Origin of the sequence: Phycicoccus sp. Soil802, from assembly GCF_001429605.1 — a bacterium.
Lineage (GTDB): Bacteria > Actinomycetota > Actinomycetes > Actinomycetales > Dermatophilaceae > Pedococcus.
This window is the reverse complement of record NZ_LMSS01000003.1, coordinates 266,699-281,661: the sequence shown is the minus strand read 5'-3', so window position 1 is coordinate 281,661 and position 14,963 is coordinate 266,699. Positions and strand designations below refer to the sequence as shown.

The window sequence follows — 14,963 nt, the reverse complement described above, 5'->3', positions numbered from 1 at the left end:
CGCAGCGCCGGGCGAGCGGTGTGCCCGTGGGCACCTCGGGACGCCCCACTAGCGTTGGCGCGTATGACCGACCCTGCCGAACCCCTGCCTGAACCGTTGGCCGTGCCCGTCCTCACCGGCACCCGGGTGACGCTCCGCCCGCACACCGAGGCCGACCTCGACCCCATCCTCGAGCGCTGCGTCGACCCGCTGACCAAGCGGTTCACCACGATCCCGCTGGAGTACACCCGCGAGATGGCGCAGGAGTACCTCGCCGGGCTGCTCCAGCCGTCGGCGGCGCGCGCCTCGTGGGCGATCGAGGTCGACGGCCGGTATGCCGGCACGATCGACCTGCGCTCGCTGCCCGTCGACGCCGGAGCCGGCGACCTCGGCTACGTGACGCACCCGGCCTTCCGTGGGCAGGGCGTGATGTCGGAGGCGGTGCGGCTGGTGGTGGCCCACGTCTTCGACACCCTCGGCTGGCAGACCGTCCGCTGGCAGGCCCATGCGGGGAACTGGGGCAGCGCGAAGGCGGTCTGGCGGGCCGGCTTCCCGGTGCCGGTCTTCGTGCCCGACCTGCTGCTCGAGCGGGGCCGGATCGTCGACGGCTGGATCAGCAGCATCCACGCGGACGCCGACCGGCAACCGGTCGCGCCCTGGGACGACGTGGTGGCCGCCCTGACCCGCTAGGAGGGGGCGGTGAGGTGGCGCTCGGCGGTGGCCAGGTCGTCGGGCGTCGTGATCTTGAAGGCCAGCCGGTCTCCGTCGACCACCCGCACGTGGCCGCCCATCCGCTCGACCAGCGCGGCGTCGTCGGTGGCCTGCGCGCCGGACGCGTGGGCGTGCACCAGCACCTCGCGCAGGAAGGCCTGCGGGGTCTGGATCGCCCGCAGCGTGGAGCGGTCGGGGGTGCCGGTCACGCGACCTACGGCGTCGACCACCTTGACGGTGTCGGTGACGGGTATGCCGGGGACGACGGCCGGGTGACCCGACCGCACCTCGTGCACCAGGCGGGAGAACAGGCTGGCCGGGGCGAGCGCCCGGGCCGCGTCGTGGACCAGCACGATGCCGTCGTCGGGGCGCAGCGCCGCGAGGCCGGCGGCGACTGAGTCGGTGCGCTCGGCGCCACCGGCGACCACGTCCACGTCGCCAGGCCGGCTGCTCCGGGACGCGATCGCGCCCGCCTCCCTCAGGTGGGAAGCGGGCGCGACCACGACTACGTGGGAAACCTCGGGCGCCGTGAGGGCGCGCTGGACAGCGTGCTCGAGCAACGGCATACCCGCCACGACCACAAAGGCCTTGGGCTGGGTGGCGCCGAGCCGAGTGCCTTGCCCTCCAGCGACGAGGACGACGGCAACGCTCAGGAGGCGAGCACCTCGTCGAGGATGGCCTCGGCCTTGTCCTCGTTCGTCTTCTCTGCGAGCGCGAGCTCGGAGACGAGGATCTGGCGAGCCTTGGCGAGCATGCGCTTCTCGCCGGCCGACAGGCCACGGTCCTTGTCACGACGCCACAGGTCGCGGACGACCTCGGCCACCTTGATGACATCGCCGGAGGCGAGCTTCTCGAGGTTGGCCTTGTAGCGGCGCGACCAGTTGGTCGGCTCCTCGGTGTGGGGGGCGCGAAGGACTGCGAAGACCTTGTCGAGACCCTCCTGTCCGACGACGTCCCGGACCCCGATGTCCTCGCAGTTGTCTGCAGGAACCTCGATCGTCAGGTCGCCCTGGGCCACCTTGAGCTTGAGGTAGATCTTCTCCTCGCCCTTGATCGTGCGGGTATTGATTTCTTCGATCAGTGCAGCCCCGTGGTGGGGGTACACGACCGTCTCGCCGACCTTGAAAACCATGTGCTGTTTTCCCCTTTCGCGACCCTAAGAATATCACGACACGCCGACGTCAGGAAAGCCGAGCCAATTGCGTTTGCGCAGGTCAGCGGCCCGGAAAGGCATTGGGGGGCAACGATTTCGGTCTTGACAGAATGGCCATTTCCGTGCAACGCGTGCGGGTGCGCGCTCCGGTGAAGGTGGCCGGTAGGCTGTCCCCCGTGACCCGCCGAACCCCGCTGGCCCCGCGCTCCGGAGGCCGATCCACCAGCCCGCGACCGTCCCTGCGACGCCTCCTCCCGGTGGCCGTGGCCGGCGCAGCCCTGGCGCTGTCGGCCTGCCAGACCCAGTCACCGATCCAGACCGACGTCGCCTACGTTGCGGCCGACGGCGTGCCGGTCGACCTCGGGTCGGTCCAGCTGCGCGACCTCGTGGTCATCAGCGGCGGCAAGGACAAGCCCGGCGTGCTGTCCGCGTCGGTCAGCAACACCAGCGGTGACGCGCAGCGCATCTCCTTCTCCCTGCCCCAGGGACAGCCGGTGTATGCCGAGTCGCCGGCCTACTCCGAACGTCGCCTCTCGGACGAGAGCCAGGTCCAGCTCCCGGGCGTGCCGGTCAACGCGGGCGACGTCGTGACGTTGAGCATCCAGACGCCGACTGCCCCGGCCGTCGTGGTCGTCGTCCCCGTCCTCAAGGCCGCTGGCTACTACGCCTCGCTGGCCCCGACGAACGCCCCGACGCCGACCGACACCGCAGCCGCGACCCCCTGACCGGCTGACCTCGACCCCGCCCCATCGGGTCAGTCGGACTCGAACTTGTAGCCCAGTCCGCGCACGGTCACGATGTGGCGCGGGTCGGCCGGGTCGGGCTCGATCTTGGCCCGCAGTCGCTTGACGTGGACGTCGAGCGTCTTGGTGTCACCGACGTAGTCGCTGCCCCAGACGCGGTCGATGAGCTGCATCCGGGTGAGCACCCGCCCGGTGTTGCGCAGCAGCATCTCGAGCAGCTCGAACTCCTTCAGCGGCAGGGCCGTGGGTTGACCCGACACCGTGACGATGTGCCGCTCGACATCCATGCGGACCGGCCCGGCCTCGATCGTCGCCGGCAGCAGGTCCTCCGGCTCGGCCAGGCGGCGCAGCACCGCCTTGATGCGGGCGAGCAGCTCACGCGAGGAGTAGGGCTTCGTGACGTAGTCGTCGGCGCCGATCTCCAGGCCGACCACCTTGTCGATCTCGCTGTCCTTGGCGGTCAGCATGATGACCGGCACGTTGGAGCGGGCCCGGATCGCGCGGCACACCTCGGTGCCGGAGAGGCCGGGCAGCATGAGGTCGAGCAGCACGAGGTCGGCACCGGACCGGTCGAAGTCCTCCAGCGCCTCGGGACCGGTCTCGGCCACGGCGACCTCGTACCCCTCCTTGCGCAACAGGTAGGACAACGGGTCCGAGAACGAGATCTCGTCCTCGACGACGAGGATGCGCGTCATGCGGTGGGTTCTCTCTTCTGGGAGGGAAATGGTCGTGCGGGCGAGGTCTGGGAGGCGCGCTGCGGCGAGCGGTCGGAGGCGGCGGGGAGCCGGATGGTGAAGGTCGAGCCCCGCCCCTCCTCGCTCCACACGTCGACGTCGCCGCCGTGGTTGGCGCAGATGTGCTTGACGATGGCGAGCCCGAGGCCGGATCCACCGGTGGCGCGGGACCGGGCGTCGTCGACGCGGTAGAACCGCTCGAAGATCCGGCCCTGTTCGGCCGCGGGGATGCCCTGGCCCTGGTCGGTGACGGTGATCTCGACCATCTCGTCGGCGATCCGGCCGCCGACCGCCACCCGGGTGCCGGGCTCGGAGTAGGCGACGGCATTGCCGATCAGGTTGCGCACGGCGGTCACGAGGAGGTCCTCGTCACCGAAGACCTTGAGGTCGGGGGCGCAGGCTTCGGCGATGTCGATCTGCTTGGCGTCGGCGCCCACGCGCGAGTAGTCGATCGCCTCGTGGACGGCAGCTGTCACGTCGACCAGCCGGGGCTCGTGGAGCGTGTCGGCCACCTGCAGGCGGGACAGGTCGACGATCTCCTTGACCAGCTGCGCGAGCCGGTGGCTCTCGATCTGCATGCGCGAGGCGAACCGCTCGACGGCCTCCGGGTCGTCCTTGGCGTCCTGGATGGCCTCGGCGAGCAGGCCCAGCCCACCCACCGGTGTCTTGAGCTCGTGGCTCACGTTGGCGACGAAGTCGCGCCGCACCTCCTCGACCCGCCGGGCCTGGGTGTGGTCCTCGACGAGGAGGAGCACGTGGCTGCTCCCCAGCGGCGCCACGCGGGCCTGCATGATCGAACGGCCCTGCCCGAGGGGACCCCGGGCGAGCTCGAGCTGGGACTCGCGGATCACGCCGTCGCGACGCACCTGCCTGGCGAGGTGGCGCAGCTCCCCGTGCACCAGCTCCCGGCCCTTGACCAGCCCGTAGGCCGTCGCGGACGGTGAGTTGTTGATGACCTCGTCGGCGGAGTCCACGACGATCGCACTCGAGCGGAGCACGGCGAGGACGTCGGCCACCCCGGACGGAAGGGGCGTGACGGAGGTGGTCGGCGGCATACTGGTCTGCTGGCGCTCGGAGTAGCGCACGGCGACCACCGCCAGGGCGCCGGTCAGCAACCCGGCGAACCCGGCCAGGAGGGCAGCACTGGTCGCATCCACACCATCAATGTACGGTGCGCCGAGCACGAGACAGCGCACCCAGGAGGCCCCACGAGCACGGCGTCTCCAGATGTTCACCTGAGGTCACCCGACCGTTCACTGCCTCGTGGGAGCCTCGGCTCGCACGCACCACCGCACCCACCCGTGCCAACACCCATAGGGAACCAATGCGCGACGCATTCCATGAGGACCTGGACACCATCTCGGAGCAGCTGGTCGAGATGACCCGCCTGGCCGGATCCGCCATGTCCCGTGCCACCACGGCCCTCCTCGATGGCGACATCAAGCTCGCCGAGTCGGTCATCGAGGCCGACAAGGAGCTCGACCGGCTCCGCGAGGACCTCGACGCCATGTCGATCGACCTGCTCGCCCGCCAGCAGCCGGTCGCGACCGACCTGCGCATGGTGGTCACGGGGATGCGGATGAGCGCCGACCTCGAGCGGATGGGCGACCTCGCTCGCCACGTCGCGAAGGTCGCCCGGCTCCGCTACCCCGACTCGGCCGTGCCCGCCGACATCCGCGCGACCATCCTCCAGATGGGTCAGGTCGCCGAGCGGATCGTCGCCAAGTGCGGCCAGGTCATCGCGGCCAAGGACGTCGAGGCCGCCAAGACGCTCGAGCGCGACGACGACGCGATGGACGAGCTGCACCGCACGCTCTTCAGCCACCTCATCGACGGGACGTGGAAGCACGGCACCGAGGCGGCCGTCGACATGACCCTCGTGGGCCGCTACTACGAGCGCTTCGCCGACCACGCCGTGTCGGTCGCCCACCGGGTCGTCTACCTGGTCACCGGCGAGTGGGATGTCGCCGAGGACCACGAGGAGCAGGAGGACCGCGCCAGCGAGCTGCGGTGACTCCAGAACCTGGCTGACGGCCCCGGGGTCTACCGGCCCTGGTTGGCGACGGCGGCGGCGGCTTCGGCGGCCGCCTCCGGGTCGAGGTACTGCGCAGGCTCGGTCGGCATGAAGTCGTCACCGAGGGTGTAGACCAGCGGCTGGCCGGTGGGGATGTTGAGGGCCGCGATGTCCTCGTCACTGATCCCGTCAAGGTGCTTGACCAGGCCGCGAAGGCTGTTGCCGTGGGCGGTCACGAGCACCGTCTCGCCGGCCCGCAGGTCGTCCTGGATCGGCCCCTCCCAGTAGGGCATGAACCGCTCGATCACGTCCTTGAGGCACTCGGTGCGCGGCACCTCGATCCCGGCGTAGCGCGGGTCGGAGCTCTGGTCGTACTCGGACCCGACCTCGATCGGCGGCGGCGGGGTGTCGAACGACCGGCGCCACAGCATGAACTGCTCGTCGCCGTACTTGTCCCGGGTCGCGGCCTTGTCCAGCCCCTGCAGCGCACCGTAGTGCCGCTCGTTCAGCCGCCAGTCGCGACGCACCGGGATCCAGTGCCGGTCGGCGGCGTCGAGCGCGAGGTTCGCGGTCGTGATCGCGCGCCGCAGCACCGACGTGTGCACGACCGTCGGCAGGACTCCCTTGTCCTTCAACAGGTTTCCGCCGTTGACGGCTTCTTCACGTCCCTGGTCGTTGAGGTCGACGTCGACCCACCCGGTGAAGAGGTTCTTGGCGTTCCAGTCGGAGTGCCCATGACGGAGCAGGATCAGCGTGTAGGCCATGGCGTCAGCCTAGCGAGCGCGCCGGGACCGGGTCGGCGGGCGTTCAGCGGGTGAGTCAGCCCGTGGGTTCCGGAGCCGGGTCGCCGTCGCGCTGGAGGATCGAGCGGAACGCCTCGAGGTTGCGCAGCGACTCCCCGCGAGACACCCGCCAGTCCCACTCCTTCCTCATGCTGGACAGGAAGCCGATCGCCAGCAGCTCGTTGAAGTGCGCGTCCGCGGCTTCCAGGACCACCCCCAGCACCCGGTCGAGGTATGCCGCGTCGACGCCGAGCGCGGGCACGCGTCCGGTCACGTAGACGTCGCCTGCCTTGTCGACCGAGTAGGCCAGTCCGGGCAGCCGCAGGTTCTTGCGCAGCAGGTACCGGTAGAAGGTCTCGTGGTTCTCGTCGGGGTTGCGCATGACGAAGGCCGACACCGACAGGGCGTCGTGCCCGGCGACGAGCGAGACGACCGTCTTGAGCTTCTTCTCCCCCGGCAGGGTCACGACGAACTCGCCCTCGCGGGCCCCCGCCTCCCACTCGATCTGCGCCTCGGCGAGGAACTCCTCGACGACCCCGGCCAGCCCGCTCGACGCGCTCGACCCGCTCGACCCGCGGGCCGCGCTCGACGCGGTCACGGGACCACCGCCGCAGGGATGCCGGCCAGCGAGCCGTTGGGTGGGGGCGCGTCCTTGGAGAAGGCGCGCGACCGGCAGGCCTCGACGTAGACCTCGTAGAGACGTTCGGTCGTGCGGTCCCACCCGAAGAGCGCGGCATGCTGGATCGCCTTGCGGCTCAAGGCTTCTCGCCGTTCCGGGTCGACCAACAGCGCCTCGAGGGCCAGCGACCAGACGTGGGGGTCGTGCCCGTCGACGAGCACTCCGGCATCGCCGACCGCGGTGGGGAGGCCGCCCACGTCGGCGGCCACCACCGGGGTGCCGCACGCCTGCGCCTCGACGGCGACCAGCCCGAACGACTCCGAGTGCGAGGGCACCGCGACGAGGTCCGCAGCGCGGTACCAGTCGGCCAGCTGGGCCCGCGGCACCGGCGGCACGAACCGGACCTGCGCGCTGATGCCAAGGCCCTCCGCGAGCTCCTCGAGCCCTCGTGGGTGGGCCAGGCCCGACCCCGACGGCCCGCCGAGCACCGCGACGACGAGCTCGCCTGCCCACTGGGGGTGCCGACCGAGCAGCTCCGCCGCCGCCTTGACCAGCACCTCAGGCGCCTTGAGCGGCTGGATCCGGCCGACGAAGAGCAGCACCTTGGCGTCCTGCGGCAGCCCGACCGCGGCACGGGCCGCGCGCGGGTCCCCCGGTGAGAACAGCGACAGGTCCACCCCGGGAGGCACCACGACCACCTTGTCGGGCTCCGCGGCATACAGGTCGATCAGCTCGTTGCGCTCACCCAGGGTGTTGGCGATGAGGCGGTCCGCCGCCTCCACGACCTGGACCTCACCGATCTCGCGGCCGGAGGGTTCGGGGATGTCGCCTTCGGCGAGGTGCTGGTTCTTCACCCGCGCCATGGTGTGCATGGTGTGGACGAGGGGGACCTGCCAGCGGTCGGCGGCGAGCCACCCGACCTGTCCCGAGAGCCAGTAGTGGGAGTGGACGAGGCTGTAGTGCCCCTCGGGCTCGTGCGCGCCGGTGCGCATCACGCCGGCGGCGAAGGCGCAGAGCTGGCCCGGCAGGTCGTCCTTGCCGAGGCCTTCGTACGGCCCGGCCGTCACGTGGCGCACCGTGACGCCGGGCTCCATCTCGACGGTCGGCGGGAGGTCCGCGGTCGTGGTGCGGGTGAAGATCTCGACCTCGACGCCGCGCTTGGCCAGCTGGTGGGCGACCTCGACGACGTACACGTTCATGCCCCCGGCGTCACCGGTGCCGGGCTGCTCCAGCGGGGAGGTGTGGACGCTGAGCATCGCGACGCGGTCGATGCGTTCGCAGCAGCCCATGTCGCGAGTCTGCCACGCGTCCCCGGACGCCTACGAGGTGGAGGTCGGTGCGGGGCGCGCCTGCGAGGAGACCGTGAGGAAGCACGCTGCGGTCCAGACGTGGATGTCGGTACGCCCGTCCTCGCGGATGTCGACGCCGCGGGCCACCCGTTGCGGACCCACCCCGACGTCCGTGCCGAGCAGCGTGGAGAACACCGCGCGCCCCTCGATCGTGTCGGGGTCCACCCAGTTGGCGGTCTTGCGCAGGTTCACCGCTGGCAGGCCCGGCCGGATGCCGACCGTCAGCGGCTCGCGGTTGAGGTGCCAGACGACCCCGTCGGCGCCGCTGACCGACGCGCCGATCCGGATCACGCCACCGCCGGCCTCGATGCGCAAGGTCAACGGGAGGGTCCGGGTCCCGTCACCGACCGTGCCGAAGTAGGTGGCCCGCCCGGGCAGGAAGTCCAGCTCGGTGATGCTGACGTTGTCGAACTGGTGCGTCACCCGCTCCTGCGTGTGCCCGTCGCCGCCGGTCGTGGCGCTGCCCTCGACGGCGGACAGCATCGACCCGCCGATCACGGTCTGCAGCAGGAGCGTGTTGTCGCGGCTGACCCGCAGGCCGTCGGAGTAGAGCGACACGGTGACCCCACCACCCAGGGTGGCGACCCCCTTGGCGTCGTCGTTCACCGTGAGCAGGCCGGGCGGCACGTCGACGAAGCCCTCCCCGCGGCCGATCCAGCCCGGCACGTTGGTGGCCAGGCCCAGCAGGGCGAGCGCGGCCAGCGAGGCCACGAGCGCGACCATGCTGCGGCTGATGTCGCGCTCTCGCCAGTGCAGCTCGGGCCACCTGGGGGTCGACCACCTCGTCGACGCCGCGTGGTTCGACGGCTGGTTCGACGGCTGGTTCGACGGCGGCTGGTTCGACGGCTGGTTCGACGGCGTCATGGCGCGTCCGCCAGGGCGGCGAAGCCCTCGAGGAGACGGTCCAACGACCAGCGCAGCTGCGCCTCCCCCACCCACGCGGCCGCGGTGTCGCGGGTGGCCGCGGTCAGCGGGTGCGTCTCGGCCGGCACGAACTCCAGTCCCGCGCGCCGTCCGGCGATCCGCTCGGACTCGGGCGTGAGCGGCACCGTGCCGTCCGTCTCGGCCATGGCGAGGGCGGCGAAGCCGATCACCTGGACGATCAGGGTGTATGCGGCGCGGCTGGCCTGCGCGGGCGGCAGGCCGGCCTTGGTCAGCTCGCGGAGCAGCCCCTCGCCGAGCTCCATCGCCTGCGGTCCGTCCATCGGCGCGTTCATGAACAGCTGGGCCGCCCCCGGGTGCCGCACCAGGGCCGCGTGCACGTCGAGGCACAGCCCGCGGATCCGCGACTGCCAGGTGCCACGGCTCGCGCGGGGCGGGACCTCGGCCAGCACCGACTCGACGACCAGGCGCTCGAGGTCCTCCCGACTGCGCACGTAGGTGTACAGCGCATTGGGGTTGATGCCCAGCTCGGTGGCCACGGAGCGCACGGACAGCCCGGCCGCGCCTCGCTCGTCCAGCACCCGCAGGGCCGTCAGGGCGACCTGCTCGGTGCTGAACCCGCGGCGCGTCGAAGGTTTCTTCGGCGCAGGGGGTGACATGCGGCTACTGTACACCGTACAGTCTGCTGTACACCGTACAGAGAAAGGCGGACACCGTGTCCCTCCAGTCAGCTCCCTCCCTCCCGTCAGTCCCCGCCGCGGGCCCCTCCTCAGGTCCCTCCTCACCGCGGCCCGTCGCCTCGGCTGTCGACTCCGACCTGGTGGCCGTGCCGCGTCGGCGCACCGCGGTCCTCGTCGTGGCCGCGACGGTCATGCTCAACGCCGCCTTCACTGTGCTGGGCAGCGTCCTGGGCTACCCCGACGTGCTCGCCGAGCCGGCCGCCGACGTGCTGGCCCTCGTCGACGCGCACCGCACCCAGGTGGTCACGTGGTTCGCCCTGCTGACCGCCGGCGCGCTCCTCATCGCCCCGATCGCCCTCGGCCTGGCACCGGCGGTCGACCTCCGGTGGCGTCGCGCGAGTGTCGTGCTGGGCGTCGCGGCAGCCATCGCGCAGGCGATCGGCCTGAGCCGGTGGGTGTGGCTGGTGCCGTTCCTGGCCGACCACCCGACCGCTGACGACGAGCAGACCTACCGCCTCGCGGCGACCGTCCTCGGCACGGGGCTCGGCGAGACCACCGGCTACCTCCTCACGGCGGCGTGGACCGTCACGCTCTGCCTCGGCGCGCGCGCCCTCCTGCCCGCTGCCCTCCGCTGGGCCGGGGTCGCCTGTGCTGCCGCCATCGCGGTCGGCGCCCTCGTGCCCCTCGACGTCCCGGGCGCCGACACCGTCAACTTCATCGGGTACGTCGCGTGGTCGGTCTGGCTGCTCGTCCTCGCCGGCCGGATCCTGTGGCTGCGTCGCGGCCGCATCGCCTGACCACACCCCCGACTTGTTGCCACCTGTGCCTCACGGACTCCCCGATCGCGGGGCCTGGTGAGGCACCAGTGGCAACAAGTGGGCTGGCTCTAGGCTGCGGAGGTGGCTCGGCAGCGCCCGGTGGGCACCATCACCCGCGGCACCACCAACCCCAACCGGCTGCGACGAGTCGACCGCTGGCTCGCCGGCCCGCAGGCGTGGCGACTCCGCCGACCGGGACCGGCGCCGGTCGTGGTCGACCTCGGCTACGGCGCCTCCCCCGTGACGGCGGTCGAGCTGCACGACCGGCTCAGGCGCGTCCGGCGCGACGTCGAGGTGGTGGGCATCGAGATCGAGCCCGACCGGGTCGCGCTCGGCCAGCCGCTCGAACGCGAGGGCCTGTCGTTCCGGCTGGGCGGGTTCGAGGTGCCGCTGGACGGTCGCCAGGCGACCGTGGTCAGAGCCTTCAACGTGCTGCGGCAGTACGACGAGTCAGAAGTGGCCGCGGCCTGGGCCACCGTGCAGCACCGACTGACCCCCGACGGGCTCCTCGTCGACGGCACCTGTGACGAGCTCGGTCGGCGCAGCGCCTGGATCGCCGTCGACCGGTCGGGTCCGGTGTCCCTCAGCCTGTCCTGGCGTCTGCGCGGGCTGGACCGGCCCTCCGACATCGCCGAGCGGCTGCCCAAGTCGCTGATCCACCGCAATGTCGAGGGCGAGGCCGTGCACGACTGGCTGCGAGCGCTCGACGAGGCCTGGCTCCGGGCCGCGCACCAGGCCAGCTTCGGGGTGCGCCAGCGGTTCCTGGCCGCCGTGGAGACGGTTCGTGCCGAGGGCTGGCCGGTCGCCGACGGGCCCGCCCGCTGGCGGTTGGGCGAGGTCACGGTCGACTGGTCGGCCGTCGCCCCTGAGGGTCAGGCGTCGCGGGCGTAGTCGTCCTCGAGGCGGACGATGTCGGCCTCGTCGAAGTCGCCGTACGCGATCTCCAGCAGTCGACCGGACTGCTCACCCTGGTTGGCCATCCGGTGCACGGCATTGCAGGGCACCCAGACGGCCTCACCGGGTTGTGCGGTCCAGGTGCGCTCCCCAACCGTCACGACGATCGGCACGTCGAGGACCTGCCAGAACTCGCCCCGGTGGTCGTGGGTCTGCAGCGACAGCCGGTGTCCCGGCTCGACCGTGATGATCTTGACGGTGACCCGCTCGTTGGAGACGAACTGCTGGAACTGCCCCCAGGGCCGGTGCTGCGTGAAGATCCCGTCGCGCGGATCGGGCATCTCGGTCACGTCGGTCCCCTCGGTCATGCTCGCCACTCTGTCATCTCTGCCATTCCGGCCGGCCGGCCGGCGCCGCACCCCTCGGTCACCACGGTCCGTACGGTCCCATGTGCTGGCCCCCACCGCGACCACCGCTGACCTGCCGGAGCGCCGGCCGGACGTCAGCGAGGTAGATCCCTGCGGCCACGACGGCGATCAGGCCGATGGAGAAGGTCAGCTGGCTCCCCACCGACACGAAGCCGAGCAGGACGGCGATCCCGAGGACGATCGACCAGAACTGCTTGGTGCGCTTGCCCGCCGCGACGAACGCGTCCGGACGGTGTCGCACGCAGTCGACGAGGGCGAACACCTCGGCGGCGAAGGCGGCGAGCCCCAGCAGCAGGGTGACGATGCCCTGGGCGGTGAACAGTCCGTTGAACATGGGGACAGCCTAAGGGTCAGCAGACACCCGGACGATCAGACCTCGACGACCAGCGTGACCGGACCGTCGTTGACGAGCATGACCTCCATCATGGCCCCGAAGCGACCGGTCGCCACCTCGATCCCGCGACCGCGCAGCGCCGCCACGACCGCCTCGACCAGCGGCTCGGCGACCGGGCCGGGGGCCGCGGCGCCCCACGACGGGCGCCGTCCCTTGCGCGTGTCGGCGTACAACGTGAACTGGCTGACCACGAGCACCGGGGCGCCCTCGTCGACCACGGACCGCTCGTCGCGCAGGATCCGCAGGTCGCCGATCTTGCGGGCGAGCGCCTCCGCCTGGTCGGGACCGTCGTCGTGGGTCACCCCGACCAGCGCCAGCAGCCCGGGGCGGTCGATCGACCCGACGACCTCACCCTCGACCGTGACCGAGGCGCTGGTCACCCGCTGCAGGACGGCGCGCACCGTGGCTCAGAGGTTGACGGCGACGATCGCACCGACAGGTTCGCCGTGGCCCAGCACCGGGGAGTGCTCGAGCTGCTCGAGCGCCGGCGACTCGACGCCGAGGCGCCGCAGGGCGGCCGCGAGGATGACCGGCTTGGCCCGCGGGTAGCCGTCGGCGACCTTGACGGCGACGCCGCGCCCGTCGGCCAGCCCCACGGCATACACCGACTCGGCGCCGTCCTTGGCGATCAGTCCGGGCGTCGCCTCGATGAGGGCCGTGACGTCGCGTCCAGTGCCGCCGAGGTATGCCGGGTTGCCCCGGATCGCGTCGGCGACCTCCGCTTCGGGCGTGCCCGGCTCTGCGGCGGCCATCCGGCCGAAGGCGCGGGCGAGACCGGCCAGGGTCACCGCCATGACGGGCGCACCACAGCCGTCGACCGCGACCGCCGTGATCTCGTCGCCGGTCAGCTCGGCCAGGGTCTGGGAGATGGCCTGCTGGAGCGGGTGTCCGGGGTCGCGGTAGGTGGCGGTGTCCCAGCCGTTGACGACGCAGGTCGCCAGCATGGCGGCGTGCTTGCCCGAGCAGTTCTGGGTGATCGGGAGCTTGCCGCCACCGGCGCGCAGCAACCCCTCACGGGCCTCCTCGTTCACGGGGTAGTCCGGGGTGTTCTGGAGCGCACCCTCGGTCAGCCCGACGGAGGCGAGCATCTCGCGCACCGCGGCCACGTGGAAGTCCTCGCCCGAGTGGCTGGCCGACGCGAGTGCGAGGTGGGCGGGCGGCATACGCAGCCCAGCGCGCACCATCGCCAGCGTCTGGATCGGCTTGTTGGACGACCGCGGGAAGATCGGGTCGTCGACGGCGCCGAGGGCGAGCAGGTGGCTCCCGTCCGGTGCGGTCGCGACCACCGAGGCACGGTGGGCCGACTCCACGAAGCCACCCCGCACGTAGTGCGCGAGGACCGGGGCCAGGTCGAGGGCGGGCGGGGTCAGGGTATGCGGCGTGCTCACCGTCCGAGCCTAGCCACCGCCACACCCCACCTCCCCTGCCCCACCTTTATCGGGTCTAGGGACAAGGTTGACCTTCACCCCGGAACCGTTCCGGGGTGAAGGTCAACCTTCCGGGGTGGAGCAGGTCGCGCCGGGCAGGCAAACGGCCCCCTCCCGGTGCACGGGAGAGGGCCGAATGGCTGGGGGGCGAAGCGTCAGTCGCCGACCTTCTTGGCGGCAGCGGTGCTGGCCTTCTTGGTGGCGGTGGCGGTCTTCTTCGCGCTGGTGGTCGCGCCCTTGGCGGCCGACTTGGTCGCAGCAGCCGACTTCTTGGTGGTGGTCGCGGTGCGCTTGGCGGCGGTGCGGGTCGCGGCTGCGGACTTGGTGACGGTCGCGGTGGCCTCGGTGGCCTCCTCGACGACGGAGTCGGCGATGGCGTCGGCAGCAACGACGGCCTGCTTGCGGCCAGTGGTCAGCGTGGCCTTGGCCGAGCGCTGGATGTCGGTGGCGGACTTGCGCACCGTCGTGACGGCACCCTTGCCCAGGGCGAAGGTGGCCTCGGCCTGCGCGAGCAGGTCCTTGGTCGACTTCTGGGTGCGGACGCGCTTGACGAGCTTCTCGCCACGGGCGGCGACGGTCTCGTAGGTCTCCTGCGCCTTGCCGGCGATCTCGAGGCCGCGGTTGAGGGCGAGAGCGGGGAGCTCCTGCGCCTGCTCGGCAGCCTCGGTCACGCGCGCCTGGGCCTTGGCCTGGAGCTTGGTGGCGTCGAGGTCGATGCGCACTGCGGTGGCCTTGACGCGCGCGTCGCGGACCTTCTCCATGGCGAGGTCGGTCAGGCCGACTGCGGCGAAGACGGGGGTGGTGTCGATGACGTTCTTGCGGATGTCGGCAACGAGTGCCATGTCAATCTCCTTGTGTGCGAGGGGTCTTGGTGGACTGCTTTGAACGTGACTGCGTGGTCGAACGCCGACGGGGCGGTGCAGCCTCGGTGCCCACGAACGAGTCGTAGATGTCGAGGAGCGCTGCCTTCTGGCGGTCGGTGAGCTGTGGGTCGGCGCCGATGACGGCCCTGGTGTCGGGCGCTGCACCGTGCGACGCCGAAGCATCGCCGTGCCGCTCGTCGAGGATCCCGGCCCGGACGTAGAGCGACTCCGCCGAGACCTCGAGGCCCTTGGCGAGCTGCTGGAGGATCTCGGCGCTGGGCTTCTTCAGGCCGCGCTCGATCTGGGACAGGTAGGGGTTGGACACACCGGCGAGCTCGGAGAGCTGGCGCAGCGAGAGCCGGGCGGACTGACGCTGCTCACGCAGGTAGTCACCCAGGTTGTTGCCGCCCAGCGGCCCCAACGGAATTCGGCTCATGCCCCCAGTGTGCTTGCTCTAGTTAGCAAAATGCAAACTCAAGGTAGCGTGAGGGTG

General features: G+C 71.4%; 20 protein-coding genes. 5 read left to right on the top strand and 15 right to left on the bottom strand.

Annotated elements, in window-relative coordinates:
* Window positions 1-63 precede the first annotated feature (63 nt).
* A complete protein-coding gene (locus ASG91_RS07945; protein ID WP_056922093.1) occupies window positions 64-669 on the top strand; it encodes a GNAT family N-acetyltransferase in 606 nt (201 codons plus the stop codon).
* Here the strand turns inward: ASG91_RS07945 and ispD are convergent.
* Both ispD and ASG91_RS07935 read right to left on the bottom strand, forming a co-directional pair.
* Entirely contained in the window at window positions 666-1,343 is a 678-nt protein-coding gene (gene ispD / locus ASG91_RS07940) for a 2-C-methyl-D-erythritol 4-phosphate cytidylyltransferase (protein WP_056922092.1), read from the bottom strand. The two genes, ASG91_RS07945 and ispD, sit on opposite strands and share 4 nt — an antisense overlap.
* Window positions 1,340-1,822: a CarD family transcriptional regulator gene (locus ASG91_RS07935; protein ID WP_056922091.1), complete on the bottom strand. Its 483-nt coding sequence runs from the start codon at window positions 1,820-1,822 to the stop codon at window positions 1,340-1,342. The genes ispD and ASG91_RS07935 overlap by 4 nt, the downstream gene beginning before the upstream one ends.
* 197 nt (window positions 1,823-2,019) lie before the next feature.
* Here ASG91_RS07935 and ASG91_RS07930 point away from each other — a divergent pair, with 197 nt between their 5' ends.
* Window positions 2,020-2,568, top strand: a complete 549-nt coding sequence (locus tag ASG91_RS07930; protein WP_056922090.1) for a hypothetical protein — start codon at window positions 2,020-2,022, stop codon at window positions 2,566-2,568.
* Between the two features lie 29 nt (window positions 2,569-2,597).
* Here ASG91_RS07930 and ASG91_RS07925 read toward each other — a convergent pair whose 3' ends face one another.
* Both ASG91_RS07925 and ASG91_RS07920 read right to left on the bottom strand, forming a co-directional pair.
* Window positions 2,598-3,281: a response regulator transcription factor gene (locus ASG91_RS07925; protein WP_056922089.1), complete on the bottom strand. Its 684-nt coding sequence runs from the start codon at window positions 3,279-3,281 to the stop codon at window positions 2,598-2,600.
* Complete coding sequence (locus ASG91_RS07920; protein ID WP_056922088.1) at window positions 3,278-4,477, bottom strand: cell wall metabolism sensor histidine kinase WalK; 1,200 nt, start codon at window positions 4,475-4,477, stop codon at window positions 3,278-3,280. Before ASG91_RS07920 ends, ASG91_RS07925 begins: the two co-directional genes overlap by 4 nt.
* 167 nt (window positions 4,478-4,644) lie before the next feature.
* On the opposite strand from ASG91_RS07920, the gene phoU reads away from it, so the two are divergent.
* The gene (gene phoU, locus ASG91_RS07915) at window positions 4,645-5,334 is read left to right on the top strand and encodes a phosphate signaling complex protein PhoU (protein ID WP_056922087.1); all 690 of its coding nucleotides are present in this window, start codon (window positions 4,645-4,647) and stop codon (window positions 5,332-5,334) included.
* A 29-nt stretch (window positions 5,335-5,363) separates the two neighbouring features.
* On the opposite strand, the gene ASG91_RS07910 is transcribed toward phoU, so the two are convergent.
* From ASG91_RS07910 to ASG91_RS07890, 5 genes are read right to left on the bottom strand one after another with little or no spacing between them, the layout of a single operon-like run.
* On the bottom strand, window positions 5,364-6,098 hold the full coding sequence (locus ASG91_RS07910; protein WP_056922086.1) for a phosphoglyceromutase: 735 nt from the start codon (window positions 6,096-6,098) through the stop codon (window positions 5,364-5,366).
* A 55-nt stretch (window positions 6,099-6,153) separates the two neighbouring features.
* On the bottom strand, window positions 6,154-6,660 hold the full coding sequence (locus ASG91_RS07905) for a YbjN domain-containing protein (protein WP_056922320.1): 507 nt from the start codon (window positions 6,658-6,660) through the stop codon (window positions 6,154-6,156).
* Window positions 6,661-6,710: 50 nt separating this feature from the next.
* Window positions 6,711-8,024, bottom strand: a complete 1,314-nt coding sequence (gene mshA, locus ASG91_RS07900; protein ID WP_056922085.1) for a D-inositol-3-phosphate glycosyltransferase — start codon at window positions 8,022-8,024, stop codon at window positions 6,711-6,713.
* Window positions 8,025-8,054: 30 nt separating this feature from the next.
* Window positions 8,055-8,948 (bottom strand): hypothetical protein, encoded by an 894-nt coding sequence (locus tag ASG91_RS07895; RefSeq protein WP_056922084.1) that lies wholly within the window; start codon window positions 8,946-8,948, stop codon window positions 8,055-8,057.
* Window positions 8,945-9,625, bottom strand: a complete 681-nt coding sequence (locus tag ASG91_RS07890; RefSeq protein ID WP_056922083.1) for a TetR/AcrR family transcriptional regulator C-terminal domain-containing protein — start codon at window positions 9,623-9,625, stop codon at window positions 8,945-8,947. The genes ASG91_RS07895 and ASG91_RS07890 overlap by 4 nt, the downstream gene beginning before the upstream one ends.
* 56 nt (window positions 9,626-9,681) lie before the next feature.
* Between ASG91_RS07890 and ASG91_RS07885 the strand changes: the two genes are divergently transcribed.
* Both ASG91_RS07885 and ASG91_RS07880 read left to right on the top strand, forming a co-directional pair.
* Window positions 9,682-10,443 carry a DUF4386 family protein gene (locus tag ASG91_RS07885; RefSeq protein ID WP_200961259.1) on the top strand — a complete coding sequence of 254 codons (762 nt, stop codon included), beginning with the start codon at window positions 9,682-9,684 and terminating at the stop codon, window positions 10,441-10,443.
* 102 nt (window positions 10,444-10,545) lie between these two features.
* The gene (locus ASG91_RS07880) at window positions 10,546-11,355 is read left to right on the top strand and encodes a hypothetical protein (RefSeq protein ID WP_056922082.1); all 810 of its coding nucleotides are present in this window, start codon (window positions 10,546-10,548) and stop codon (window positions 11,353-11,355) included.
* On the opposite strand, the gene ASG91_RS07875 is transcribed toward ASG91_RS07880, so the two are convergent.
* From ASG91_RS07875 to ASG91_RS07850, 6 genes are all read right to left on the bottom strand, one after another.
* Window positions 11,337-11,726 carry a phosphomannose isomerase type II C-terminal cupin domain gene (locus ASG91_RS07875; protein WP_082593995.1) on the bottom strand — a complete coding sequence of 130 codons (390 nt, stop codon included), beginning with the start codon at window positions 11,724-11,726 and terminating at the stop codon, window positions 11,337-11,339. The genes ASG91_RS07880 and ASG91_RS07875 overlap by 19 nt on opposite strands.
* A 58-nt stretch (window positions 11,727-11,784) precedes the next feature.
* Window positions 11,785-12,120, bottom strand: a complete 336-nt coding sequence (locus tag ASG91_RS07870) for a DUF2516 family protein (RefSeq protein ID WP_056922081.1) — start codon at window positions 12,118-12,120, stop codon at window positions 11,785-11,787.
* Window positions 12,121-12,155: 35 nt separating this feature from the next.
* Entirely contained in the window at window positions 12,156-12,581 is a 426-nt protein-coding gene (dtd, locus tag ASG91_RS07865) for a D-aminoacyl-tRNA deacylase (protein ID WP_056922080.1), read from the bottom strand.
* Between the two features lie 6 nt (window positions 12,582-12,587).
* Window positions 12,588-13,568 carry an asparaginase gene (locus ASG91_RS07860; RefSeq protein WP_056922079.1) on the bottom strand — a complete coding sequence of 327 codons (981 nt, stop codon included), beginning with the start codon at window positions 13,566-13,568 and terminating at the stop codon, window positions 12,588-12,590.
* A 194-nt stretch (window positions 13,569-13,762) separates the two neighbouring features.
* Window positions 13,763-14,449, bottom strand: coding sequence for a hypothetical protein (locus ASG91_RS07855; RefSeq protein ID WP_056922078.1), 687 nt, complete (start codon window positions 14,447-14,449; stop codon window positions 13,763-13,765).
* Between the two features lies 1 nt (window position 14,450).
* On the bottom strand, window positions 14,451-14,906 hold the full coding sequence (locus ASG91_RS07850) for a helix-turn-helix transcriptional regulator (protein ID WP_056922077.1): 456 nt from the start codon (window positions 14,904-14,906) through the stop codon (window positions 14,451-14,453).
* Window positions 14,907-14,963 lie beyond the last annotated feature (57 nt).

Excerpts from the sequence above, each read along its gene's own strand:
- ASG91_RS07875 (WP_082593995.1), bottom strand. The coding sequence starts at position 11,726 with ATGACCGAGGGGACCGACGTGACCGAGATGCCCGATCCGCGCGACGGG.
- ASG91_RS07910 (WP_056922086.1), bottom strand. The coding sequence starts at position 6,098 with ATGGCCTACACGCTGATCCTGCTCCGTCATGGGCACTCCGACTGGAAC.
- ASG91_RS07925 (WP_056922089.1), bottom strand. The coding sequence starts at position 3,281 with ATGACGCGCATCCTCGTCGTCGAGGACGAGATCTCGTTCTCGGACCCG.
- ASG91_RS07855 (WP_056922078.1), bottom strand. The coding sequence starts at position 14,449 with ATGGCACTCGTTGCCGACATCCGCAAGAACGTCATCGACACCACCCCC.
- mshA (WP_056922085.1), bottom strand. The coding sequence starts at position 8,024 with ATGGGCTGCTGCGAACGCATCGACCGCGTCGCGATGCTCAGCGTCCAC.
- ASG91_RS07935 (WP_056922091.1), bottom strand. The coding sequence starts at position 1,822 with ATGGTTTTCAAGGTCGGCGAGACGGTCGTGTACCCCCACCACGGGGCT.
- phoU (WP_056922087.1), top strand. The coding sequence starts at position 4,645 with ATGCGCGACGCATTCCATGAGGACCTGGACACCATCTCGGAGCAGCTG.
- ASG91_RS07890 (WP_056922083.1), bottom strand. The coding sequence starts at position 9,625 with ATGTCACCCCCTGCGCCGAAGAAACCTTCGACGCGCCGCGGGTTCAGC.
- ASG91_RS07850 (WP_056922077.1), bottom strand. The coding sequence starts at position 14,906 with ATGAGCCGAATTCCGTTGGGGCCGCTGGGCGGCAACAACCTGGGTGAC.
- ASG91_RS07895 (WP_056922084.1), bottom strand. The coding sequence starts at position 8,948 with ATGACGCCGTCGAACCAGCCGTCGAACCAGCCGCCGTCGAACCAGCCG.
- ASG91_RS07870 (WP_056922081.1), bottom strand. The coding sequence starts at position 12,120 with ATGTTCAACGGACTGTTCACCGCCCAGGGCATCGTCACCCTGCTGCTG.
- ASG91_RS07945 (WP_056922093.1), top strand. The coding sequence starts at position 64 with ATGACCGACCCTGCCGAACCCCTGCCTGAACCGTTGGCCGTGCCCGTC.